24 protein-coding genes and 1 other RNA gene are annotated in these 23,790 nt (G+C 65.1%); 9 read left to right on the top strand and 16 right to left on the bottom strand.

From position 1 onward, the window contains the following. Positions 1-19: 19 nt before the first annotated feature. The 8 genes from ABWY06_RS14900 to ABWY06_RS14865 all read right to left on the bottom strand — a co-directional run bounded on the left by ABWY06_RS14900 (position 20) and on the right by ABWY06_RS14865 (position 8,248). Positions 20-1,012 (bottom strand): zinc-dependent alcohol dehydrogenase family protein, encoded by a 993-nt coding sequence (locus ABWY06_RS14900; RefSeq protein ID WP_353926343.1) that lies wholly within the window; start codon positions 1,010-1,012, stop codon positions 20-22. After that, positions 1,009-1,839 (bottom strand): alpha/beta fold hydrolase, encoded by an 831-nt coding sequence (locus ABWY06_RS14895; RefSeq protein ID WP_353926342.1) that lies wholly within the window; start codon positions 1,837-1,839, stop codon positions 1,009-1,011. Before ABWY06_RS14895 ends, ABWY06_RS14900 begins: the two co-directional genes overlap by 4 nt. After that, on the bottom strand, positions 1,829-3,091 hold the full coding sequence (locus ABWY06_RS14890) for a condensation domain-containing protein (RefSeq protein ID WP_353926341.1): 1,263 nt from the start codon (positions 3,089-3,091) through the stop codon (positions 1,829-1,831). The genes ABWY06_RS14895 and ABWY06_RS14890 overlap by 11 nt, the downstream gene beginning before the upstream one ends. Positions 3,092-3,102: 11 nt before the next feature. Continuing rightward, on the bottom strand, positions 3,103-4,716 hold the full coding sequence (locus ABWY06_RS14885; protein WP_353926340.1) for an FAD-dependent monooxygenase: 1,614 nt from the start codon (positions 4,714-4,716) through the stop codon (positions 3,103-3,105). A gap of 110 nt (positions 4,717-4,826) precedes the next feature. Beyond that, entirely contained in the window at positions 4,827-5,825 is a 999-nt protein-coding gene (locus tag ABWY06_RS14880) for an aldo/keto reductase (RefSeq protein ID WP_353926339.1), read from the bottom strand. Between the two features lie 159 nt (positions 5,826-5,984). After that, positions 5,985-6,662, bottom strand: coding sequence for an HAD family hydrolase (locus ABWY06_RS14875; RefSeq protein WP_353926338.1), 678 nt, complete (start codon positions 6,660-6,662; stop codon positions 5,985-5,987). Then, entirely contained in the window at positions 6,646-7,392 is a 747-nt protein-coding gene (locus tag ABWY06_RS14870) for an AfsA-related hotdog domain-containing protein (RefSeq protein WP_353926337.1), read from the bottom strand. The genes ABWY06_RS14875 and ABWY06_RS14870 overlap by 17 nt, the downstream gene beginning before the upstream one ends. Positions 7,393-7,627: 235 nt before the next feature. After that, positions 7,628-8,248 (bottom strand): TetR/AcrR family transcriptional regulator, encoded by a 621-nt coding sequence (locus tag ABWY06_RS14865; protein WP_353926336.1) that lies wholly within the window; start codon positions 8,246-8,248, stop codon positions 7,628-7,630. An 83-nt stretch (positions 8,249-8,331) separates the two neighbouring features. Here ABWY06_RS14865 and ABWY06_RS14860 point away from each other — a divergent pair, with 83 nt between their 5' ends. Further along, positions 8,332-9,393 (top strand): zinc-dependent alcohol dehydrogenase family protein, encoded by a 1,062-nt coding sequence (locus ABWY06_RS14860; protein ID WP_353926335.1) that lies wholly within the window; start codon positions 8,332-8,334, stop codon positions 9,391-9,393. Between the two features lie 418 nt (positions 9,394-9,811). On the opposite strand, the gene ABWY06_RS14855 is transcribed toward ABWY06_RS14860, so the two are convergent. Then, positions 9,812-10,117: an EthD family reductase gene (locus ABWY06_RS14855; protein ID WP_353926334.1), complete on the bottom strand. Its 306-nt coding sequence runs from the start codon at positions 10,115-10,117 to the stop codon at positions 9,812-9,814. Positions 10,118-10,225: 108 nt separating this feature from the next. Next, positions 10,226-11,203: an NADPH:quinone oxidoreductase family protein gene (locus ABWY06_RS14850; RefSeq protein WP_353926333.1), complete on the bottom strand. Its 978-nt coding sequence runs from the start codon at positions 11,201-11,203 to the stop codon at positions 10,226-10,228. Positions 11,204-11,487: 284 nt separating this feature from the next. Between ABWY06_RS14850 and ABWY06_RS14845 the strand changes: the two genes are divergently transcribed. Next, complete coding sequence (locus ABWY06_RS14845) at positions 11,488-11,910, top strand: flagellar basal body-associated protein FliL (RefSeq protein ID WP_353926332.1); 423 nt, start codon at positions 11,488-11,490, stop codon at positions 11,908-11,910. A gap of 87 nt (positions 11,911-11,997) precedes the next feature. Here the strand turns inward: ABWY06_RS14845 and ABWY06_RS14840 are convergent, their stop codons facing one another. Then, positions 11,998-13,905 (bottom strand): sensor domain-containing diguanylate cyclase, encoded by a 1,908-nt coding sequence (locus tag ABWY06_RS14840; protein WP_353926331.1) that lies wholly within the window; start codon positions 13,903-13,905, stop codon positions 11,998-12,000. A gap of 51 nt (positions 13,906-13,956) precedes the next feature. Beyond that, complete coding sequence (locus ABWY06_RS14835) at positions 13,957-14,406, bottom strand: EVE domain-containing protein (RefSeq protein WP_353926330.1); 450 nt, start codon at positions 14,404-14,406, stop codon at positions 13,957-13,959. A gap of 139 nt (positions 14,407-14,545) precedes the next feature. Between ABWY06_RS14835 and ABWY06_RS14830 the strand changes: the two genes are divergently transcribed. Further along, positions 14,546-14,680 carry a hypothetical protein gene (locus tag ABWY06_RS14830; RefSeq protein WP_353926329.1) on the top strand — a complete coding sequence of 45 codons (135 nt, stop codon included), beginning with the start codon at positions 14,546-14,548 and terminating at the stop codon, positions 14,678-14,680. 30 nt (positions 14,681-14,710) lie between these two features. Here ABWY06_RS14830 and ABWY06_RS14825 read toward each other — a convergent pair whose 3' ends face one another. From ABWY06_RS14825 to ABWY06_RS14810, 4 genes are all read right to left on the bottom strand, one after another. Then, positions 14,711-15,328, bottom strand: coding sequence for a 5-formyltetrahydrofolate cyclo-ligase (locus ABWY06_RS14825; protein WP_353926328.1), 618 nt, complete (start codon positions 15,326-15,328; stop codon positions 14,711-14,713). Between the two features lie 73 nt (positions 15,329-15,401). After that, positions 15,402-15,580, bottom strand: a non-coding RNA gene (ssrS, locus tag ABWY06_RS14820) — 6S RNA. Positions 15,581-15,613: 33 nt separating this feature from the next. Continuing rightward, the gene (locus ABWY06_RS14815; RefSeq protein ID WP_353926327.1) at positions 15,614-15,928 is read right to left on the bottom strand and encodes a cell division protein ZapA; all 315 of its coding nucleotides are present in this window, start codon (positions 15,926-15,928) and stop codon (positions 15,614-15,616) included. Between the two features lies 1 nt (position 15,929). Then, on the bottom strand, positions 15,930-16,136 hold the full coding sequence (locus ABWY06_RS14810; RefSeq protein ID WP_353926326.1) for a TIGR02449 family protein: 207 nt from the start codon (positions 16,134-16,136) through the stop codon (positions 15,930-15,932). A 157-nt stretch (positions 16,137-16,293) separates the two neighbouring features. Here ABWY06_RS14810 and ABWY06_RS14805 point away from each other — a divergent pair, with 157 nt between their 5' ends. From ABWY06_RS14805 to ABWY06_RS14780, 6 genes are all read left to right on the top strand, one after another. Next, positions 16,294-16,848, top strand: a complete 555-nt coding sequence (locus ABWY06_RS14805; RefSeq protein WP_353926325.1) for a YecA/YgfB family protein — start codon at positions 16,294-16,296, stop codon at positions 16,846-16,848. Between the two features lie 15 nt (positions 16,849-16,863). Further along, positions 16,864-18,192, top strand: coding sequence for a Xaa-Pro aminopeptidase (gene pepP / locus ABWY06_RS14800; RefSeq protein ID WP_353926324.1), 1,329 nt, complete (start codon positions 16,864-16,866; stop codon positions 18,190-18,192). A gap of 4 nt (positions 18,193-18,196) precedes the next feature. Beyond that, positions 18,197-19,381, top strand: coding sequence for a 2-octaprenyl-6-methoxyphenyl hydroxylase (gene ubiH / locus ABWY06_RS14795; RefSeq protein WP_353926323.1), 1,185 nt, complete (start codon positions 18,197-18,199; stop codon positions 19,379-19,381). Positions 19,382-19,517: 136 nt separating this feature from the next. Further along, positions 19,518-20,729: a 2-octaprenyl-3-methyl-6-methoxy-1,4-benzoquinol hydroxylase gene (locus tag ABWY06_RS14790; RefSeq protein ID WP_353926322.1), complete on the top strand. Its 1,212-nt coding sequence runs from the start codon at positions 19,518-19,520 to the stop codon at positions 20,727-20,729. Between the two features lie 118 nt (positions 20,730-20,847). Beyond that, entirely contained in the window at positions 20,848-21,849 is a 1,002-nt protein-coding gene (locus ABWY06_RS14785; RefSeq protein ID WP_353926321.1) for an extracellular solute-binding protein, read from the top strand. Between the two features lie 238 nt (positions 21,850-22,087). Continuing rightward, positions 22,088-23,704 (top strand): ABC transporter permease, encoded by a 1,617-nt coding sequence (locus tag ABWY06_RS14780; RefSeq protein ID WP_353926600.1) that lies wholly within the window; start codon positions 22,088-22,090, stop codon positions 23,702-23,704. Positions 23,705-23,790 lie beyond the last annotated feature (86 nt).

The following is a 23,790-nucleotide window of genomic DNA, read 5'->3' as shown; positions in this document are numbered from 1 at the left end:
CTTGCTGAGACTGCGGAACTCAGGCGTGGCTGATACTGACCTTGCCCAGGGTGTCACCGGCCTCGGCATGGGCGTGGGCCAGGTGCACTTCATCGAAGCTGAAGCGTTGCGGGTCCAGCAGGGGTTGCAGCAGGCCGGCGTCCACCAGGCGCGCGATCTCGCGCAGGATAAAACCGTGGTGCTCCATGCCGACGCCCGTGGCCATCGGCCAGGTCATGTTGACGCAGTGCAGCGACAATTTGCGCGCCCAGGCCAGGGTCAGGTCGGTGTTGCCCATGGCCAGCGTGGTGATCACCTGACCACCGACCTTGGCGGCCGTCAGGCTGTCCTCCAGCACCTGGCCGCCAACCGTGTCGACGATCAGGTCGAAGCCTTCGCCGCCGGTGCAACGTTGCACATAGTCGGCGACGGTCTCTTCGCGGTAATTGATGGTGTGGTCGGCCCCGTACAGGCGTGACAACTGGGCCTTTTTTTCCGAGCTGACCGTGGTGAACACCTGAGCGCCGCGCCATTTGGCCAACTGCGCGGCGATATGGCCGACACCGCCGGTGCCGGCATGCACCAGGACCTTGTGACCGGGCTGGATATCCACCCGGTCGATCAAGCCTTCCCAGGCGGTGATGGCGACCAGGGGCAGGGTGGCGGCCTCGGCGGCCGACAGGCTGGCCGGTTGGCGGGCGATCAGCGCCGCATCGGCGAGCATGTATTCGGCCAGGGCGCCTTGGCGACCGCGAATGCCACCGGCACAGCCGTAGACCGGGTCGCCGACCTGCAGGCCGTTCACCGCGCTGCCGACCTCGACCAGGGTGCCCGCGAAATCGCTGTGCAGCACGGCCGGGAAATCATGGGTGAAACCCGGAAAATCACCACGGCGCAGTTTGTAGTCCAGCGGGTTGATGGCGGTGGCGGCGACCTTGACCAGTACCTGGCCCGGCCCGACCTGGGGCATCGGCAGTTCGGCCTGCTCGAAGACGTCGCTGCTGCCGAAGCGGTTGATGACAATGGCTTTCATGCGGCTTTCCTTAAAATGTGCGCGACGAAATGGTCGAGCAGGTCATTGAAACGTGTGGGCTGCTCGACGTGCGGGTTGTGCCCGCACTCCTCGAACAGGCCGACCTCCAGGTCGCAGCCGGGAAAACTGCCCGGGTCGACACAGTAGCGCCAGTCGATAAAGCCATCGGCCGTGCCCTGCAGCAGCAGCGCCGGTACCCCGCTGTCACGCAGCAGTTGGCATTCATCGGCGAAGTCGCCCGCCGCCAGGCTGTTGCCGAGCTGGCTGCGTACCTGCGGGTCGGCGGCATGGATAAACGCCTCGACCTGTGCCAACAGCGGGCTGGGCAGGTGGGCAGCTTGAACAAAGGCCCTGGCCAGGCGATTGACCTGGTTCAGTTGCAGGTTGGCTTGGAAGACCAGCCCTTCGCTGGGGTCGGGCAAAAAGGTCTGCGCGGCGCTGGCACTGTTGAAGGGCGGCGCGGCCACCAGAATCAGCGCCGACAGCCCCGGCAGGCGTGGCAAGGCTTCCAGGGCCGCATGGCCGCCAAGGCTGTGGCCGATCAGGCAATAGCGGTCCAGCCCCAGCCCTTCGACGAATTCGACCAGGGTCTGCGCGAAGCCGGCGAAACTGTAGGCCTGCTGCGGATCCTCGGCCGGCGGCGAGCCCCCGTGGCCGGGGAAATCCAGGGCGATCAGGCGATAACGCTCGCTCAAGGCGGCAAATTGCGCGGCAAAGGCTTCGGCGGCCGAGGAGTTGCCGTGGCAGAACAGCAGCACCGGGCCGTCTCCCTGATTATCCAGGTAGCGGACGCGGCCGGTGGCGAGGGTCAGGTGATTATTCTTCATGGCGCAGGCCTTCCTGGCGATTGCTGAATGCGAGCAGGCACGCTTGCAGGTGCTGACTGAGGGTGAGAATGCGGGCGGGCTCGATCAGTGGGCTGACGTAGGTGAAGCTCAGGTTGAGGGTGTCGGCGAAGCTGGTGACATGCACCGCGACGGCAAAGTTGCCGGCATTGCGGCAGGCCACGTTGAGGTAGTCGTGCAGGCTGAACGCGCGACAGGCCGGCATCTGGATAAGCCCGTGATTGGTCAGTGCGATGCCCTGGGCGAACCGGCTGCCCTGGGTCAGCAGCGCGCCGCGCTGGCGCAGGACGGCCGGGCGGACATCGGGGTTGGCGTGCCTGGCCAGTGTCAGGGACTCGCGCAGCTGCCGTCGGTAGTCGCGCGCCAGGTCCAGCAGCGGCCGCCCGGCGACCGTCAGGTCGTTACCAACCACGCCGATAAAGCAGCCGAGCAGGTCCGCCGGTACCGGGCGTTCGGCGCGCTGGCGCAGCGATACCGCGGTATGCAAGCGGATCCGTTGGCCGAGTCCGGCGGCGCTGCTGGCTTGCAGCAAGGCGGCGCCCAGCAGGTCGTTGAGGCTCAGCCCCAGCGCCCGGGTGCGGCTCTGTAGCCGATGCAGCTGAGGGGCCGGCAGTTCCAGCAACAGCAGGCGGGTTTGGCGTTGCGCCAGCGGCGCACGCTGGTCGTAGCGCGGGGCTTCGAGGTCCTGGCTTGGCTGGGGCGGGGCTGGCGGCAGCAGGAAATGCTCCAGCGCCGCCGGCAGGGGTTCCGCCGTTGGCGTCGCGACCTGGCCCTCGAGCAGGGCTTCGCAGTAGCCCAGCAGCTCGCCGAGCAACAAGGCGAGGCTGACCGCGTCGACAATGGCGTGATGACAGGTCAGCACCAGGTGGTGGCGGTGGCCGTCGGGCTCGCTGAGCAGCGCCAGTTTCCACAAGCCGTGTTGGGCCTCCAGGGGGCTGTTGAGCTCCTGTTCCAGCGCCGCGCACTTGTCTTCGGGGGTGTGCAGCGCTACGGCACGAAGCACCACCGGATGGGCGGTCTGGGCAAAGTAGAGGCGCTCGCCGTCGTCCTGGATACTGGCTTGCAGCAGGCTGTGTTTTTCCCAGAGCAGGGCGGCCGCGGCGTCCAGCAGGGCAATGCTCATGGGGCCGCTCAGGCTCAGCAGGCTGGCCGTCTGAGTAGTACCGGCCAGCTCGTGCTGACAGGCCATGCGGGTTTCCAGCGGACCCAGGGGACGCAGATAGGTCGGTTGCATCACGGCTCTCCCTATCCGGCCTGGCGCGCGGGCTGCAGCGCGGCGGTAAAGCCGTGCAGGTGCAGCAAGGCCTGCCAGAGCGGCTCGGTCTGCTGCAGTTGACCGCAGCTGGCCACGTACAGGTCTGGCCGGACCAGGATCCAGTCGCCCTCACTGAGTCCATAGGCTTGGCGCAGGCGTCGCTGTTCGTCGTACAGGCACAGGTCCGGCGGCAAGGCGCGTCCGCTGTGACCGGCATCGGTCAGCAGGCGAGGCCGGATCAGGCCCTGGCCAGCGTGCTGGAGTCGCTCAAGCAGGAGCAGGGCCTGGCGTATGCCGGCCTCATCGGTCGGCGGCACCAGGAACAGGCTGTGGCGGCCGTCGCCGAGCAGCGCCAGGCTGTCGCTGCCGGGAATGCCCGTGTCGGCGACATAGGGCAGCTGGCGGCCGGCCTGCAACGCCTGGCCGGGCAGTGGCGGAGCATCCGCGGGGCCATAGGCCAGGTTCAGCCCCGAGGCCTCCCAGGGAAACAGGCGAGCGAAGGCCCGATTGCTCATGCGCGGCAGGTACGCCTGTTCGTCGGCCGGTTGATGACGATCCAGGCGGGCAATCAGCGAGGTGGAGCGGTCGGTCTTGCCCAGCAGTTTTTCAGTGTTGCGGTGGCGTTCGTCGTGGTAACTGTCGAGCAGTGCCTCGTTGCCCGCGCCGTTGAAGCTGTAGCCCAGCTTCCAGCCCAGGTTGAAGGCATCGGCGATGCCGGAGTTCATGCCAAAGCCGCCGATGGGGCTGAACAGGTGCGCCGCATCACCGGCGATAAACACCCGCCCGCGGCGAAAGTGCGGCGCGCTGCGGTTGTAGAAAGGCGCGCTGGACAACCAGATGGGGTCCTCCACCTCGAGGTCGGCGATCTGGTAGCGGGCGATGTACTCACGAATCTCCGCCAGGGTCGGCTTGTACCCCGGTGGACACTGCGCGTTGGCCTTGATGACGATGCGGTGGTAGCCGCTCTTGAGCGGCAGCAGGATCAGAAAGCCGTCGTCGCGGACGAAGTAATGCCCCTGGTCGTGGTTGCCCGGCCAGCGGATGCGCAGGTCGGCCAGGAGGAAGTGCATCTGGTAGTCGTAACCCTCGAACGGCAGCCCGAGGCACTCGCGGACCTTGCTCAGCCCTCCGTCGCAACCGGCCACGTAGGCGTAGGTGCGCACTTGCTGGCGGCTGCCCTGGCGCAGCAGCACCTGCACCTCGTTGGCGCGGGGATCCAGGCTCAGCAGTTCGCAATCACGTTCAACCTGGTACCCCAGCTGGTTCAGGCGCTGTTCCAGTATCTGTTCGGTCTCCGGCTGCGGCAGCATGAGGAAGAACGGGTACTTGTGCTGCAGGCGACTGAACCGTGCGCGGGTCAAGGGGCGGTTGCCATACAGCAGGTTGATCACTTCGGTCTTATGCCCCAGGGCGACCAGGCTGTCGGCCAATCCCAGGTCGTTGAGCAGCTGCAGCGAGGCCGGGTTGATGCTCAGGGCCTTGGAGGGCGAGGGTTCCGGGCGGCGCTTCTCGATGATCCGAAAGGGCACGCCGTACCGGTGCAACTGCAACGCCAGCGTCATGCCGGTGGGCCCGCCACCGACTATCAATACGTCCTGTTTCATCGCGCAAATTTCCCTACTCTTGCGATTGATGACCCTGGCCGGACACGACCGTCAAGGCGGCGCGCGTGGCGCACCGCCCTGGTCCGATCAGTCTCCGGTTGGCAGGCCTGTCAGAGGTTGGTGCCCTGGAGGATGGCGTCCGGGTAGCGTTTTCCGGCGATGGCGGTGGGGTCGAAGATCTTGCCCAGCATGGCCGACGCCGCGCCGTCCAGCTTGACCTGCTGGGCTTCGAAGTTGCCGGCCAGGTAGGCGATGCGCTTGGTGCCGGGGATGACATGCAGGTGTGGGTACTGATCCAGCAGCCAGGCCAGGGCCAATTGTGCCGGGGTGCAGGCGAGTTCGGCGCTCATCGCTTCCAGCGCCTTGACCAGTTCCAGGTTGCGGTCGAAATTCTCACCCTGGAAACGTGGCAGCTTGGCGCGGAAATCCGCCGCCGCATCGGACTGCTGGATCTGCTCCTTGTCCAGTTTGCCGGTCAGGAAACCGCGTCCCAGTGGGCTGTACGCCACCAGCGCGATGCCCAATTCCTCGCAGACCGGCAACATGTCCTGTTCCAGGTCGCGCGACCACAGCGAGTACTCGCTTTGCAACGCCGCGATGGGGTGTACCGCATGGGCCTTGCGCAGGGTGTCGGGGGCCATTTCCGAGAGGCCGATGGCGCCGATCTTGCCTTCCTGGACCAGCTCGGCCAGGGCGCCGACCGTTTCCTCGATCGGGGTGTTGGGGTCGCGGCGGTGCACGTAGTAGAGGTCGATCTGCTCGACTCCCAGGCGTTTGAGGGACGCCTCGCAGGCACGTTTCACGTAGTCGCGCGAACCTTCGATCAGCAGTTTGTACTTGTCGCTGGGGTCGCGATAGATGCCGAATTTGCTGGCCAGCAGGATCTCCTGGCGGCGCGCGCCGATGCGCTTGACGAATTTGCCCAGCAGCTCCTCGTTATGCCCGCTGCCGTACATGTCGGAGGTGTCGAAGTGGCGGTAGCCGAGGTCCAGGGCCGCTTCCAGGGTCGCCAGCGATTGCGCGTCGTCGGTCTCGCCGTAGAATTCGCTCATGCCCATGCAGCCGAGGCCGACTGCCGGTACCGATTTTCCAGCCAAAATCCTTTTCATGGGGTGCTCTTCTCTCGTGGTGGGCCAGAGGTGTGGCCCGGGGTGGTCATAGGGGTAGCGCTACGGCACAGGGCGACAGGTTAACGGCCCCGTGCGTGGCTCATCACTGTTCGCTGGTACAGGTGGCGGTTGGCGCGGCGCCCCTGGGCGCCGCGCGACCTAGGCGGCCGCGATGATCGGCCAGCGACGGTGCTGGCTGATCCCGCGCAGGGTGGCGTCCGGGTTGACCGTCACTGGAAAGCCCACGCTTTCGAGCATCGGCAGGTCCGACACGTCGTCACCGTAGGCGTAGCACTGGGCGGTGACGGCCGGATGCGCCCGCAGGTAGGTACGCATGCCCTCCGCCTTGCCCTGGCCGATGGTCGGCAACCCGGTCAGCTGCCCGGTGTAACGTCCAGCCTGGATTTCCAGGGGTGCGGCGATCAGGTCGTCGATGCCCAGCTCGTCCGCCAGCGGCTGCAGGATGGCGGCAAAGGAGCCGGACACCAGCACTGTGCGCAGGCCCTGCCGCTGGTGGCGGCGCAGCTCTTCGAGCATGCGTGGGTAGAACAGGCCCTCGCGGCTGCGCACCTGGCGGTACCATTGCTGGCCCAGTTGCGCCACCAAGTCGACTTCCAGGCCGGTGTACAGGCGGTAGTAGAAGCGATTGATCGCCTCTCGCGGCGCCTGGTCGGCGATCATCTGCTGCAGCTGCCGGCGGTAGTCGCGGGTGGACTCCTCGATCTCCAGGGCCTCGACCAGGAAGTCGAGGAAACTGAACATGCTCTTGATGCTGATCAGGGTCCCGTCGACATCGAAGAAGGCGCAGCCGCGGCCCGGCTCAGGCGCGTTTTTCATGCTGGGCCTCCCCGTAAAGTTCCTGCTCCAGCGCGGCGCGGGCCAGTCCTTCCTCCTTGCTGCTGATAAAACTGTCGGGGTAAGTGCTGAAACGGGTCTTCACCACGCAGCAGACGGTTTCGTTCTGGATCACCGACATGCTGACCTGGAACCTGTGGGTGTCGCGTTTACCGGCCTGGTAGTCCTCGATTTCATAGAGGATGCTGATCGGCAGCGGGAAGACGAAATGCAGGTATTCGGTGTCCATCTGGTTGATCACGAAATAGCTGCTGTGTGGCGTGTCCTTGAGGTAGAACTCCTCGGTCACGGCCAGGAACGCCTGGCGGGTGGCTTCCAGCAGGACCATGCCCTGGATGTGCTGGCCGGTCATGTGGTCGCTCAACTCGGCGCAGTCCTCGTCCAGCCAGACATCCAGGACGAAACTGCTCGGCCCGACGCGTCGCGGCAGGCTGATCATGCTGTTGCGCGGATCATGCTTGTGGGCCAGTTGGCGGCCAGCTTTTTCCGGCCGGTCGAAGGCCAGCAATTGGCGCTTTTTATGGCTCTCCGCCAGGCCCAGCAGACCATCGAGGCGGGGGCTGGAAATGCCCTGGCCCAGCTGCAGGCGCAGGTTGTGGTCCAGTGTTTCGCCTTGCAGCAAGGCCTCGGCGGCGCTGATGGAAAGCACTTGTGGGTGTTGTGCGAATTGTTCGAAGCGATCACCGACGATCAGCATTCTGTTCTGCGACATAACTCAATCCCTCGAGGGCAGTGGCCCTGGCAATATCCTGATTAACCGTCCTGGTTCGGCAGTGGTACTGCATGCAGCCGGCGCCCGTTCCGATAACCGTCGTGAAGCGGGCTGGCGACGTGCACGGCCAGCGACGACCGTGTCGTTAGCTAGCGATTGCTAAACTAATCCTTCGGTCGGCCGGCTGTACATTGCAGGATATTTCAGCGCCTAACACGGCGCGGGGAGGGGACTTTCAGCGGACGGCGGCGGGCCAGGATTGCAGAGCCTGTTCGGCGATCGCGATCAGGCTCGCTTCGTCGGCACCGTCGCGGGCCTGGACCGACATGCCCTGGATGACCGCGGCATAGAAACCAGCCAGGTCGGCCGGTTTGCAGGCCTGGCTCAGCTCACCCGCGCTGCGGGCCTGGTCGATGCGCAGGGCCAACACCTCGCGGGTTTGGCTGCGCAACCCGGCCACTTCGCCAGCCAATTGTCGATGGGCGCTGGCACTGGCCACCAAACCGGTCGCGATCACGCAGCCCGGCGGGTGATGGCCGTTGGCGAACTCGCGGGCGGCGTCCAACAGCACCCGACGGATAAAGCCCAGCCCCGTGGATTCTTCGTGCAGGGCCCGACTGACGAAATTGCCCGGCCCCGCCACGTACAGGCGCAGAGCCTCGAGAAACAACTGTTCCTTGGAGCCAAAGGCGGAATACAGGCTGGGTGGCGCGATGCCCAGGGCCTCGACCAGTTCGGCAATCGAGGTACCCTCGTAGCCGTGGGTCCAGAACAGGGTCAGGGCGGTTTGCAGGGCCTGCTCGCGATCGAATTGTCGCGGCCGGCCGCGTTTTGGCGGAGCAGAGGTGTTTTTCATAGCGGTCATTACAAATGGCTTGACGAGTGCCGTCAAGGGGAGGCAATTTATTTAGCAGTTGATAAAGAAAATGGAGTTTCGTCATGACCAGCAACCTGTTTCATCCCCACGGTACGGCCTCGGACAAAACCCTGCAGCGCTGTGTGCGGTTAAGTCGGCAAGGACGCGGCCTGGTGCCGGTTGCGGGTCTGTCACCCTTGCCGGAACCCGGTCCGCACGAGGTACTGATCTGCATCGAGGCCACCAGCCTGAATTACCGTGACCTGTTGATCGCCTGGGGGCGCTATGGGGGGGTCGAGGAGGGGCGTATCCCGCTGTCCGACTGTGCCGGCGTCGTCCTGGCCCTGGGCAGCCAAGTCAGCGAGTGGCAGAAGGGCGATCGGGTGATGCCGGGGTTTTTCAAAGACTGGCTATCGGGCCCTTTCAAGCCGGCCTATGGGCCCTCGGCCTCGGGCGGCGAAAGTGAGGGCGTGCTGGCGCGCACCGTGGTGATGCCGGCCAGTGCCCTGGTACGGGTGCCGGATTACCTGGATGGCCAGTCGGCCGCGACCCTGCCCTGTGCCGCGGTAACGGCCTGGCAGGCCTTGTTCGAACGGGCGCGCCCGCTCAAGGCCGGCGATACGCTGCTGGTCCAGGGCACCGGTGGGGTGGCCCTGTTCGCGCTGCAGCTGGGCCTGGCGCAGGGCGCCCGGGTGATAGTGCTGTCGTCGTCGGATGCCAAGCTGGAGCGGGCGCGGGCCATGGGCGCCTGGGGCCTGATCAACTACCGCGACGTGGCTGAATGGGATACCGAGGTGCTGCGCCTGACCGAGGGCGAGGGGGTCCAGCACATCCTCGAACTGGGCGGCGCGCAGACCTTCCAGCGCTCCCTGAACTGCCTGGCCTATGGTGGGCAGATCGCCCAGATCGGTTTGCTCAGTGGCAGCTTCGCGCGTCCGGACCTGGGCCGGCTGCAGCGCCTGAATGCCACGCTGGAAGGTATCGCGGTCGGTTCGGTCCAGCACTTGCAACACCTGGTCCGCTACCTGGAGACCCACCGTATCGAACCGGTCATCGACCGCGTCTTCCACCTCGACGAGGTCGAGCAGGCTTACGCCTACCTGGCCTCGGGGCAGCACTTCGGCAAGGTGGTGATCCGCGTCTAGTGGCCTGTTTGCCTAGTTCGATTAGTTAATTTCGCCGCCTGACGTCCTGATACGGCGTTGCTGCTCCTCGCCATAGCCGGCTATGACTCGTCGCAGCGCCTTGTCTCAGAACCCCAGGCATCCGAACTTAAGTTAACCAACTAACCAAACAGGCCACTAGTGGCCTGCTGGGCCCGTTCGTTAGCCCTTTCCGGCGCGAAGGTTCTGGCGCTGCTGATGCTTGCCTTGGCGGGCTATGCGTCGTTACAGCGCCTGACCTCGAACGCAGGAGGCTGGCGGCGACCAGGTGGGGCCACGTAGCTGAGCGAAGCGATATCCATGGGGCGTCCAACGGGACGTCCAGCCCACTTCGCGGAGCCTATGCGCTGATGGGTATCGCTTCGCTCAACGCCATCCTACATACCCCTACGGGACCTCCTCAGAGCACCTGGTCGATCTGGATGATGGGTTGCAGGTTGGTGTATTTGGGGATGTCCGCCAGCACCCAGTCGGCGTGGTCGGCCATCACCCGCTGGAAGTCCTCGGCCGAGCGCACGTGGGTATTAAGCAGACAGTGAAACACCGCGGGCGCGCCGTCGACGGCCTGCAGGCCACGGCGCAGCTCCATGCCCTGGACGTTGTCGCCCAGCAGTTCGAGCATGTGCGGGATATGCACGTTGCGGTAGTAGTCGAAATCGAAATGGCCGTCCGCGGCGTTGGGGTAGAGCACGGTGACGCAGTACATGGTCAGACTCCTGCAGGTAAGGGCGAACCAGTATCGAGGGCTGTTCGAGGCCCGCACCAGTGGCCAAAGGGACAGCTTGTCCCTTTGGCCGTCACACCCTGCCCGCGCCTAGCGAATCGCGACCACCACCTTGCCGACCGCCTTGCGTTGGCCCAGGGTATTGATGGCGTGGGCCGACTCGGCCAGGGGAAAGACCTGGGACACCAGCGGTTTGAGCTGGCCTGTGGCAAACCAGCTGAACAGTTGCTGGAAGTTAGCCGCGTTGTCGGCCGGCTGGCGCTGGGCAAAGGCGCCCCAGAACACCCCAACCACGGCGGCGCCTTTGAGCAGCGCCAGGTTGACCGGCAGCTCGGGAATCCGTCCGCTGGCGAACCCCACCACCAGCAGGCGGCCGTTCCACGCGATCGCGCGCACCGCCTGGTCGAACAGGTCGCCGCCCACCGGATCGTAGATCACGTCGGCGCCCTGGCCGCCGGTCAGGCGTTTGACTTCGTCCTTGAGGCTGGACTCGCTGTAGTTGATCAGCTCATCGGCACCGGCCGCCTTGGCCACGGCAAGCTTCTCGGCGCTGCTGGCGGCCGCGATCACCCGGGCGCCCATGGCCTTGCCGATTTCCACGGCGGCCAGGCCGACCCCGCCGGAGGCGCCCAGCACCAGCAAGGTTTCGTCCGGTTGCAGCGCGGCCCGTTGCCGCAGCGCGTGCATCGAGGTGCCGTAGGTCATGCCGAACGCGGCGGCGGTGGTGAAATCCATGCCCGCCGGAATGGGCAGGACGTTGTAGCCGGCCACCGCCACCTGTTCGGCGAAGCTGCCCCAGCCGGTGAGTGCCATGACCCGGTCACCGACCTTGAGGTGACTGACCTTTTCGCCGACCTCGCGGATTACTCCAGCTGCTTCGCCCCCTGGCGAGAAGGGAAAGGGCGGCTTGAACTGATAGTTGCCCTCGATGATCAGGGTGTCCGGGAAATTGACGCCCGCGGCGTGGACATCCACCAGCACCTCGTTCTTCTTCGCCACCGGGCTGGCCACCTCTTCCAGCACCAGGGTCTCGGCAGGGCCGAAGGCTTTGCACAGCATGGCTTTCATCGGGTCGTTCCTCGGCAAGTGATGGGTTAGGGCCTGTTGACACTATGCGCACGGCAACGCGGCGCGTGTGGCTGGTGTCAACAGGCCCTGGCAGTGTAGGGGGGAGCAGGCGTCGGTCAACGAGCATGGCCTGTCCTGATGGCGCGGCATAAGCATCGGGCTTGGGCTGCGGGGCGCCTATGGCTATGCTAGGGCCTGTTGACACCATGCACACGGCCGCGCCGGGGCCTGTTCGGACCGTTCAAGCAGGCCATGAGCGACTACTTCGCTGAGGACAAACGCCTGTGAAAACCTGGATTGCGCTGTTGCTGGCGATTTTGCTGCCTGTTGCCGCACTGGCTAATGAGGCGGAAAAGCCCGAGGGCGAGGAAGGCGAGGCTGCGGCCCCCAAGGTGCTGTATATCGGCCTGGTACCGGCCTTGGTGGGTAATTTCGGCAGCGGCCCGAAACTCAAGTTCTACAAGGCCGATATCGCCCTGCGGGTCACCGGCAGCGAGGCCGAGGATCGGGTCAAGCATCACGAGCCGCTGATCCGCAATCAGTTGGTGATGCTGTTTTCACAGCAGACCGACGCCACCATGGGCGCGGCCGATGCCAAGGAGCTGCTGCGCAAGGAGGCCCTCAAGCAAGTGCAGGACGTGCTCAACCAGGAAGAGGGCAAGCCGCTGGTGGAAGACTTGCTGTTCAATAACCTGATCATCCAGTAAGGCCCGTCACCGGCATTCAGCCATTCTGTGCCGGGCGAGAAACACCGCGCCGATCACGCCGGGCCGGTTGCCGAGGCGCGCGGCTCGTCAGTCGCCATCGTCCGGGTCCGCCGCGGTCTCGGCCCGGTAGGGGGGCAACGCTAGCGCCTGGTAGTCGTCGAGCGGTGCCCATTCGCAGGTGCGATCACGGCCCTCGCGTTTGGCCCGATAGAGGGCCTGATCGCTGTGGGCCACCAAGGCATCGGGATGGCTGTCCTGGTTGGGGTCCGAGGTGGCGATGCCGATACTCAGGGTCAGTCGACCCAGGGGGCTCCCCGGGTGGGGCAGCTCCAGCTCGGCCACCAGTTGGTGGATCCGCGCCGCCACGTGGCTGGCGCCCTCGGCGCGGGTATTGAGCAGGATAATGGCGAATTCTTCGCCGCCGTAACGGCAGGCGACGTCGCCTTCGCGTTGCAGGCAGCCTTGCAGGACCGCGCTGACCCGGCGCAAGGCATCGTCTCCGGCCAGGTGGCCGAGCTGATCGTTGTAAGCCTTGAAGTGATCGACGTCCAGCATCAGCAGCGCCAGGGGCGCCCCCATACGGCGCAGTCGTCGCCATTCGGCGTGCAACTGACGATCGAAATGGCGTCGGTTGAACAGGCCGGTCAAGCCGTCTTGCTGCGACAGGCGTTGCAGTTGTGCTTCCAGCAGCAGCCGTTCGCTGTTGTCGCGGGACACGCCAATCAGGTATTCATGATCATTGAGGGTGACCAATTGGGCGCTGATTTCCGCGGCCTGGCTGCTGCCGTCGGCCCGGCGCATTTCACGCTGGAAGATCTTCGAGAGGTCATGCCGATGGGCCTGGCGTACCAGTTCGAGCCAGGCATGAAAGCCCGGCAGCAATTGCTCAGGATCGGTTCGCATGCGCTCGACGAATTCTTCGGCGCTAAAACCCAGGCTGCGGTAGGTGGCCTGGTTCATGTGCAGGATCTCGCGGCTGCGGGGGTCGAGAATAAACAAGCCGTCGCGGCTCCAGTCGGTCAAGTCGAGTACCAACTGCAGGCGTTCGCGACTCTCGCGCAAGCTCTGCTCGACGTCCTCGCGTCGCTGCATTTCATCGTTCAGACGGCTATTGCTGATCTGCAGCGCATTGGCGCGCCGGGTATTCTCCAGCGCCAGTGCCAACGCAGCCACCAACAGCAGGCTGATGGTCAGGCTGGCACCCAGGACGAATTGCGGCAACGGGCTGCCCAGCGTATCGACCAGCTTGCGCGTGGGGCTCAGTTGCAGGGCAAAGTGCTGATTGTTCAGCAGGTGCAGCGGCATTTGCTGCTGCAGTTCGACCAGGGTGTCGGCTTGCTCATGGCTGTACAGGGGCTGCTCGTTTTCCAGCAGACGTACGCTGAAGTCATCGCTGGACAGGGTTTCCAACAGTGCATCCATCAAGCCCTCGACGCGGAACACCCCTTGCAGGAAGCCATCGAACCTGAGCTGCGCCTGGTCATCGCGGATAAACAGTGGCATATAAAGGACAAAGCCGCGGCCGCCCTGGACCAGGTCGAAGCTGTTGGAAAACCGCGGCTGGCCGCTGCTCTTGGCCTGCATGGCCAGGGGATAGTTGGGGTGCGCCGGGCTCAGGCGGAAGCGCAAGGCGGCTTCATTGCCCTCCAGGGGCAGTAACCAGCGCATCTGCAGGTCGGCGTCCAGCCACTGGATCGCCTGGTAGCCGGGGAAATGCTCCAGGCTGTAGCGGGCATCGAGCGCCCATTCATCCTGGGGTAATCGATTTCGATGCCCCCACAGCTGCGCCAGACGGCGCAGGCCGTCGACCTGGTCGTTCAGGCTGGTTTCCAGTTGCCGCACCAGGGTCCGGGCTTGATAGCCGACACGTTCGCCCACCCGTTCCTGCTGCACCCGTTGCAGCTGCTGCCATAGCAACAGGCTGGCGCCACACAGCACCAGCATGAGCAGGGCGAGGGCCAGGCGGGCTGGCCAGAGCGGGCGTGCATGCGGCATGGCGAAATCCCAGGGGAGGCCTCACCTGCATAGCACAGTGGCGGCCTCAGCTCAACGCAGGGCGAGGATCGCGGCCCACTGCGGCGGGTCGACCGGCATTACCGAGAGCCGGCTGGCTCGCTGCACCAAGGCCAGGGCTGCCAGCGCCGGGAGGGTTTTCAGCCGGCCCAAGGGGATGATTTCGCCGAAGGTGTCCACATGTTCGACCTCCAGCGCGCTCCAAGGGTTGCGCTCCGGGCTGGCCTTGGGGTCGAAATAGGGGCTATGTGGATCCAGCGCGCTGGGATCGGGGTAGGCCGGCCGGGTGATTCGGCCAATACCGGCGATTCCGGGCTGAGGGCAACTTGAATGGTAGAAATAGAACAAATCTCCCTCTACCATGTCGCGCATGAAATTGCGCGCCTGGTAATTGCGCACCCCGTCCCAACGTGCGCTTTTGACCCGCTGCAGGTCCTGCACGGAAAATTCGTCGGGTTCGGACTTCATCAGCCAGGTGGGCATGAACTTTGCTCCAGTCGGTCGGCTGCGGGCCTTGGGCGGGCCGGCACCTGCTGTTTTTGACAGCCATTTAACATAGGGGTGTGCGGGCCGGTATGCTTACCGTTGCCGTGCAGTTTGCCTGGAAGGAGGGAGGCAATCGATGAAACGTAAGCCAGATTTGTTGTGGATATTGGTCATCCTGTTCAGCCTGGGGGTGGTGACCACGGGTTACACCCAGAGTCTGTGGGACCGTCAGGGCGAGTTGCCGGTCGGTCAGTCCGCGCAGTCCAAGTAACCTAATCCTGGCCCGACACATCGCCGGAGGTCAGGCGTTAGGTGCAAATTGTGTGCGCCCATACCAACCCTGGTCCGTCACCGTGCCCTGCAAGGGTACGTCCCAGCTGGCCATGGCCAGGCGTTGCACCTTCTGGCACTCATGGGCCAGGCCCAATAGTGTCGGTTTGTGCCACGTTGCGCGCCGGCTCCGGTACGCCAGGCTGCGGTCATAGAACCCCCCTCCCATGCCCAGTCGACCGCCTTGCTCGTCGAAGCCGACCAGCGGCAGCAGCACCAGGTCCAGGGTCCAGACCTTGCGCTGCCGCCGGCGGTTGAGCGTCGGCTCCAAAATCCCAAGTCGATTGCGTTTGAGTGCCTCGCCCGGGTCGACGCGTTGAAAGCGCATATGCGTGCGCGGCCAGGCGCTTAACACCGGCAGGTAGGTGGTCTTGCCGCGGTGCTGGGCCGCTCGCAGCAGCGGGCGCGGATCGATTTCGCCATCGCTGGGCAGGTACAGCGCGATGTGCCGGGCACGGCGAAAGACAGGACGATGGGCCAGCTGGCGATACAGCCCCTGGGCGGCCAGGCGCTGCTGCGGCGCGCTGAGGGCACGGCGCGCCTGACGCAACAGGCGGCGCAGTTGAGCGCGTGACAGGTTGGCGGTCATAAGCGGACTAGGCGCCGTGGCAGCACGAAGGATGTACGGCAGGGCTTATGGCGAAGGCCAGAAGCCGGAAAGAAGACCCCCCGACGTGCCGCTGTCGGCTTAGCCCTTGAACCCGAAAGTTCAAGGTGGAGGTTGCAGGAGGCGTTAAGGCTTTCCGTCAGGCGGACATGCACACCGGCCTCAACTTGCAACCCCCGGGTTTGTGCGTATCGGCTCAGGGACATCACCAACTGGCGCACACCTCAGGGAGTAGTCGGCAGTATACCCGATTTCATCCGCGGGGAATCAGCCATGGCTATTATCGGGGTCGGTGGCCAGGGCGTGGTCGACCCGCTCGAGCAAGTCGCGCACCTGCTCACGGGTCGAGCTGGCTTGCCGGTCCAGGTGCTGCTGCTTGTGCAGCAGGTCATGGGTGATGTTCAGGGCGGCCATCACGGCCACGCGATCGGCTCCGATCACCTTGCCGCTGCTGCGAATCTCGCGCATCTTGCCGTCCAGGTAGCGTGCTGCGCTTTCCAGGTTGGCGCGTTCGTCCGACGGGCAGGTGATGCAGTAGTCTTTGTCCAGGATGTGGACGGTCACGGTGTTCGGTTGGCTCATTTCAGTCCTGCTCCAGGGCTTTGAGGCGCGAAATCATCGATTCGACCTTGTGCCGGGCCATTTCGTTCTTTTCGATCAGCTGGGCCCGCTCTTCGCGCCAGGCCTTTTCGTTGGCCTGCAGGACACGTTTGTCGGCCTTGAGCTGTTCGACGCGTTGGATCAGCAGCTCGAACTTGACGGTCAGCGCGAGCAGGTTGGCGTCTTCCATGGATTCTCACCAGGGCTGTGGATGGGCAGAACTATATAGGATCGGGCGCCCCAACGGGGCATCCCGGCGCGGCCATGTGATGGTCTTGGCGCCTTGGCCGGTGCTAGGATACAAGGTCTTCATTCTAGTCATCGCGTACCAAGACGCCCACTTGCCCATGCCCATCCAGAATTCACCGTACAGTGCCTTTGCCTTGCTGCTCGCCAATGCCGGTCAACCGGTTTCACCTGCCGAATTGCACGGCCTGTTGCTGGGGCGCAGTTGCGCCGGGGCGGGGTTCGAAATCGACAGCTGGTTGGTGGATGCCGCCGAACTGCTGGGTGGTGCACCGGTGGACAACGTCCGCCAGGCCCTGATCGGCCTGCAGGCCATGGTCAAGGACGAGTTGTCCGGAACCGACATGGCCGTGGTCCTGCTGTTACCGGGCGACGAAGCGCCGCTGGTCGAGCGGGCGCAAGCGCTGGGTCAGTGGTGCCAGGGATTTCTCGGCGGCTTTGGTTTGACGGCGCGCGCGACCGCCCTGAGCGGCGAAGCGGTGGAAGTATTGCAGGACCTCGCGGCTATCGCCCAGGTGCAAAGTGCCCTGGAAGAGTCCGAGGATGCGGAAGGCGATTACATGGAAGTTATGGAGTATCTACGGGTCGCCCCTTTGTTGTTGTTTACCGAATGCGCCAAACGCGCCGTCGTGGCGCCCACGCCCTCTTTGCACTGAAGCGAGCCTCTCCCCATGATCCCCAAGTCGGAATATGCCCGTCGGCGCAAGGCGCTGATGGATCAGATGGAACCCAACAGCATCGCCATCCTGCCGGCAGCGCCGGTGTACATCCGCAATCGTGATGTCGAACACATCTACCGCCAGGACAGCGATTTCCAGTACCTCAGTGGCTTTCCGGAGCCCGAGTCGGTGGTGGTACTGATTCCCGGCCGGGCCCATGGCGAGTACCTGCTGTTCTGCCGCGAGCGTGATCCGGAGCGTGAGTTGTGGGATGGCCTGCGGGCCGGTCAGGAAGGCGCCGTCAGCCAGTACGGCGCCGATGACGCCTTCCCCATTGGCGATATCGACGACATTCTGCCGGGGCTTATCGAAGGCCGCGAGCGGGTTTACTACTCCATGGGGGCCCATCCGGAGTTCGACCGCCATCTGATGGAGTGGATCAACGTGATCCGCTCCAAGGCCCGCCAGGGCGCCCAGCCGCCCAACGAATTCGTCGCCCTCGGTCATTTGCTGCACGACCTGCGCCTGTACAAGTCGACTGCCGAAGTGAAGGTCATGCGTGAGGCGGCGGAGATTTCCTGCCGCGCCCATGTGCGCGCCATGCAGACCAGCCGTGCTGGCCTGCATGAGTTCCACCTGGAAGCCGAGCTGGACTACGAGTTCCGCAAGGGCGGCGCCAAAATGCCGGCCTATGGCTCGATCGTCGCTGCCGGGCGCAATGCCTGCATCCTGCATTACCGCGAGAACGATGCGCTACTGAAGGACGGTGATCTGATCCTGATCGATGCCGGCTGTGAAATCGATTGTTACGCCAGCGACATCACCCGCACCTTTCCGGTCAATGGCCGGTTTTCCCCCGAACAGAAGGCTATCTACGAACTGGTGCTCAAATCCCAGGAGGCGGCCTTCCTGGATATCGCGCCGGGCAAGCATTGGAACCAGGCTCATGAAACCACGGTGCGGGTGATCACCGAGGGGCTGGTGGAGCTAGGGCTGCTGGAGGGCGCGGTGGACGAGCTGATCGCCCGTGAGGCGTACAAGCCGTTCTACATGCACCGCGCCGGCCATTGGCTGGGCATGGACGTGCATGATGTCGGTGATTACAAGATCGGTGGCGAGTGGCGCGTGCTCGAAGTGGGCATGGCCATGACCGTCGAGCCGGGCATCTATATCGCCAGCGACAACGAGTCGGTGGCGAAGAAATGGCGCGGTATCGGCGTACGCATCGAGGACGATGTGGTGGTGACCAAGACCGGCTGTGAAATCCTGACTACCGGTGTGCCCAAGACGGTCGCCGAGATCGAGGCGCTGATGGCCGGCGCGCGCACCGAGGTTGCCTAGGGCCGTGGACCGCGTGCAGCTGGCGATCATCGGTGGCGGCTTGGTCGGCGCCAGCCTGGCGCTGGCCCTGCAGGACGGCGCCAAGGCCCGTGGCTGGCGCATCGTGCTGGTCGAACCCTTCGCCCCGGGCGCGGCCTATCAGCCCAGTTACGATGCGCGCTCCACGGCCCTGTCCTATGGCAGCCGCCAGCTGTACGAGCGCCTGGGCATCTGGCCCCAGGTCGCGCCACGGGCGCAGGCCATCGAACGGATCCATGTGTCCGACCGCGGTCGTATCGGCGCGGCCCGTCTGAGTGCCGGGCAGGAGGGCGTGCCAGCCTTGGGCTATGTGGTGGAAAACGCCTGGCTGGGGCAGTGCCTGTGGCAGGCCCTGGACCCCGAAGTGGTCAGTTGGCGCTGTCCGGCCGAGGTGGTTCGCCTCGAGGCGCTCGAAGACGGCTACCGCCTGCAGCTCGATGATCACAGCCTGCTGGATTGCGACCTGGCCGTGCTGGCCGATGGTGGCCGTTCCGGGTTGCGCGAGCAGCTCGGCATCGCTGTCAGCCATGCTGCCTACGGGCAGAGCGCGCTGATCGCCAACCTCACTCCCGGCGAGGCACATCGGGGGCAGGCGTTCGAGCGTTTTACCGACGAGGGGCCGTTGGCCCTGCTGCCGCTGCTGGACGACCGCTGCGCACTGGTCTGGACCCGCGCCCATGGGGATGCGACGCGCCTGGCCGGGCTGAGCGAACAGGCCTTTCTCGGTGAGTTGCAGCAGGCCTTCGGTTACCGCCTGGGCGCCCTGCGGCACGTCGGCGCCCGACATCTCTATCCCTTGGCATTGATCGAGGCGCAGGAGCAGGTCAGGCCGCATCTGGTGGTGCTGGGTAACGCCGCCCATACCTTGCATCCGATCGCGGGCCAGGGCTACAACCTGTCGCTGCGCGATACCCTGGTGTTGGCCGAGACCCTGCTGCAGAGTGCGGCCGCGCCCGGTGATCTGGCGACCCTGCAGCGCTATGGCGCCCGTCAGCTGCGCGATCAACAGCTGACCGTGGGCTTTTCCGACCAGGTAACGCGGCTGTTCGGGCGCCCCGACCCCTGGCTGGCTGCGGGGCGTACCCTGGGCCTGCTGGGCCTGGACCTGATACCGCCGGCCAAACGCTGGTTCGCCCGCCAGGCGATGGGGTTGGGTACCCGCCCCGAATGAGCGAGCCCCCTGCCACGCTGGCCCGCCGCGTCCGGCGGCGCGCCTGACAGCCGACCCGCGCAGGCCGGCGGGTCGTCGAACTTTACCCGGATGCCCTGGCGCCTGTTGCGCCAGAGCCCAGCCTAAGGACCTAGAAATGCGAGCGGATCTGATCATAGTGGGTGCCGGCATGGTGGGCAGCGCCCTGGCGCTGGCGCTCAAGGACAGCGGGCTGGACATTCTGCTGGTCGATGGCAGTCCCCTGAGCGTCAAACCGTTCGACCGGCAAGGGGCGTATGAGCCCCGTGTCAGTGCGCTGTCGGCCGCCAGCCAGCGTGTGCTGGAGCGTCTTGGCGCCTGGTCGGCGATCGAACGACGACGCTGCAGCCCCTATGCGCAAATGCAGGTCTGGGACGGCTCGGGCACCGGTCAGGTGCATTTCTCCGCAGCCAGCGTGCATGCCGACGTGCTCGGTCATATCGTCGAAAATCGGGTGATCCAGGATGCCCTGCTGGAGCGCTTGCACGACAGTGACCTGGGCCTGCTGGCCAATGCCCGGCTGGAGCAGCTGCGGCATTCCGGCGACGACTGGTTGCTGACCCTCGGCGACGGTCGTGAGCTGCGCACGCCCTTGGTGATCGCCGCCGACGGCGCCAATTCCGCGGTACGGCGACTGGCGGGCTGCGCGACCCGGGAATGGGATTACCTGCACCACGCGATAGTCACCAGCGTGCGGTGCGCCACGCCCCATGGCGGCACCGCGTGGCAGCGCTTCACCGATGACGGCCCGCTGGCATTTCTGCCCCTGGCCGGCGACGGGCACTGGTGTTCGATCGTCTGGTCGACCCGCCCCGCGGAGGCTGAGCGTTTGATGGCGCTGGAGGACCACGATTTTTGCCTGGCATTGAGCAAGGCCTTCGAGTGGCGCCTGGGTGAAGTCCTGCAGAGTGACCCGCGCCTGTGCATCCCGCTGCGTCAACGGCACGCCAAACGTTACGTGGAAAAGGGCCTGGCCTTGATCGGCGACGCCGCGCACACCATTCACCCCCTGGCTGGACAAGGCGTGAACCTCGGCTTTCTCGACGCGGCGGTGCTGGCCGAAGTGCTGCTGCATGCCCTCGAACGGGGTGAGCCCCTCGCCGACCTCAAGGTGCTGAGCCGTTACGAGCGGCGGCGAATGCCGCACAACCTGGCGATGATGGCGGCGATGGAAGGCTTCGAGCGGCTGTTCCAGGCGGACCCCTTGCCGCTGCGTTGGTTGCGCAACACCGGCTTGAACTGGGTCAATGGCCTGCCCGAGGCCAAGGCGCTGTTCGTGCGCCAGGCGCTGGGCCTGTCCGGGGACCTGCCGGCCCTGGCCCGGCCCTGAGCCGCGCGGCCGACCCGCCGCAATATTCCGTTACGCCTGGGCGTTCACGCGGGTTGAGAAGCTAAATGCTATTCACTATTGTTCAGTTCCTTTATTTCGGTTGTATGAGGCCGTTTCCATGCAGGCAAGCAAAGCTCTTCTCGCCGTTCTGTCACTCAGTGCGCTGACCGGCGGGGTGCAGGCGGCCGACGAAGTGGTGGTGTACAGCTCGCGCATCGACGAGCTGATCAAACCGGTGTTCGACGCCTATACCGCCAAGACCGGTGTCGCGGTCAAATTCATCACCGACAAGGAGGCGCCGCTGATGGCGCGGCTGCAGGCCGAGGGCGAGAACACCCCGGCCGATCTGCTGATCACCGTGGACGCCGGCAACCTCTGGCAGGCTGAACAGCTGGCCATACTCAAACCGCTGGATTCGGCGCTGATCAAGGCCAATATTCCCGCGCAGTACCGCTCCTCCACTGGCGGCTGGACCGGCCTGTCCCTGCGCGCGCGGACCATCGTCTATTCCACCGAGCGGGTCAAGCCGGAGGAGCTGAGCACCTACGAGGCACTTGCCGACAAGAACTGGGAAGGTCGCCTGTGCCTGCGCACCAGCAAGAAGGTCTATAACCAGTCGTTGACCGCCACGCTGCTCGAGGCCCATGGCCAGGCCAAGACCGAAACCATCGTCAAGGGTTGGGTCGATAACCTGGCCACCGACGTGTTCGCCGACGACACCGCGTTGATCCAGGCGGTCGACGCCGGTCAATGCGATGTCGGCCTGGTCAATACCTACTACTACGGCCGTCTGCACAAGGACAATCCGGCGCTCAAGGCCAAGTTGTTCTGGCCCAACCAGGGCGATCGCGGGGTCCACGTCAACCTCTCGGGCGCCGGTGTGACCCGTTACGCGCCGCACCCGGAAGCCGCGCAGAAACTGCTGGAATGGATGACCGGCGAAGAGGCGCAGGCTCTGTTCGCTGGCATCAACCAGGAGTTTCCGGCCAACCCCGGCGTGGCGCCTTCCGCGGAAGTGGCGGCCTGGGGGTCCTTCAAGGCCGACAGCGTACCGGTGGAAGTGGCGGGCAAGCGCCAGGCCGAAGCCATCAAGCTGATGGACCGCATGGGCTGGAATTAAGGCCTACAGGGCAGTGGCCATAAAAGACAGCGGTAAGCGGCAAGCCATAAGCCGCAGGTAACGTCAAAAAGCCTTGGGGCGGCGCTCGACAGCGCCCAGCCTTGCTTGCAGCTTGCAGCTTGCAGCTTGCAGCTTGCAGCTTGCAGCTTGCAGCTTGCAGCTTGCAGCTTGGCTAACCCTTATACTCGGCGCCTCGGCCCAGGTCGGGGCGTTGTCTTTTCTGTCCGTCGAGGATCCCGTGGCCCATTCCGCCCAGCGTCGCTGGTACCCCATCACCTTTGCCATCGCCGCGTTGGTGCTGCTGCCGTTAACCGTGCTGCTGCTGTCCTGGCATGAGATCGACGAGGAAATCTGGGCACACCTGTGGGCGACCCAGATGCCGCGCCTGCTGGGCAATACCCTGCTGCTGGTGACCGGTGTCGGCTGTGGCGTCACCCTGCTGGGCGTCAGCCTGGCCTGGCTGACCAGCCTTTGCGAATTTCCCGGGCGACGCTGGCTGGATTGGGCGCTGATGTTGCCCTTCGCGATCCCGGCCTATGTGCTTGCCTTTGTCTTCGTCGGCCTGCTCGACTTCGCCGGCCCGCTACAAACCCTGCTGCGCGACTGGTTCGGCGCCAGTGTGCGGCTGCCGCGGGTGCGCTCCAGCGGCGGGGTGATCCTGGTACTGGTGCTGGTGTTCTACCCCTATGTCTACCTCTTGGCGCGCGGCGCGTTCCTGGCCCAGGGCAAGGGCCTGATGGAGGCCGCCCGGGTGCTCGGTCAATCGCCCTGGCAGGCGTTTTGGCGGGTGGCGTTGCCAATGGCCCGACCCGCCATCGGCGCCGGTCTGGCCCTGGCCATCATGGAGACCCTGGCGGATTTTGGCGCCGTATCGGTGTTCAATTTCGATACCTTCACCACCGCCATCTACAAGACCTGGTACGGCTTTTACAGCCTGGCCAGCGCCACCCAGCTGGCCAGTCTGCTGTTGCTGGCGGTGATGCTGGTGCTCTATGGCGAGCGCCGGACCCGTGGTCCGGCGCGCCCCGCCAGCGAGCGGCCGCGGGGCAAGGCGCTCTACCAGCTGCGCGGGGTCTGGGCCTGGGCCGCCAGCGCCTGGTGTGGGCTGGTGCTGCTGTGTGCCTTTATCATCCCGCTGCTGCAGCTGCTGGTCTGGTGCTGGCAACGTGGTCGTTTCGATCTGGACGAGCGCTACGCCGGCTTGATCCTGCACACTCTTTACCTGGGCGGATTGGCGGCGCTGCTCACGGTCGGCGTGGCCTTGCTGCTGGCCTTCGCGCGACGCCTGGCGCCGACCCGGTCGATTCGCGCAGCGGTCGGCCTGGCCAACCTCGGCTATGCGTTGCCTGGCTCTGTGCTGGCGGTGGCCATTATGCTGGCTTTCAGTTACCTGGATCGGACCTGGGTCATGCCGCTGTCCCTCTGGCTGGGCGGGGCGGGCAAGCCGCTGTTGCTGGGCAGCCTGGTGGCGCTGCTGCTGGCCTACCTGATCCGCTTTATCGCCGTGGCCCATGGTCCCCTGGAAAATGGCCTGGCACGCATCCGCCCTTCGTTGCCCGAAGCCTCGCGCAGCCTGGGGGTCGCTGGGCCCTGGCTGTTCCTGCGGGTCTACCTGCCCCTGCTGATACCGGCGGTGCTGAGCGCGGCCTTGCTGGTGTTTGTCGACGTGCTCAAGGAGATGCCGGCCACCCTGCTGATGCGGCCCTTCGGCTGGGATACCTTGTCGGTACGGGTGTTCGAGATGACCAGCGAAGGCGAATGGGCACGGGCTGCACTGCCGGCCCTGAGCCTGGTGCTGGTCGGTTTGCTGCCGGTGATCCTGCTGATTCGTCGCTCGGCTAGGCCGAACGGCTAGTCGGCGGTTGAACTACGACCTGCTGGTTGGCGTTTATTAATAAGCCGAAGTTATGCAGCAGACTTGGGCGACCCTGGTAGTCGCCG

The organism is Pseudomonas sp., assembly GCF_040514055.1.
Classification (GTDB): domain Bacteria; phylum Pseudomonadota; class Gammaproteobacteria; order Pseudomonadales; family Pseudomonadaceae; genus Aquipseudomonas.
Note: the sequence above shows the minus strand (reverse complement) of the source record. Positions and strands in the feature narration are given on the sequence as shown.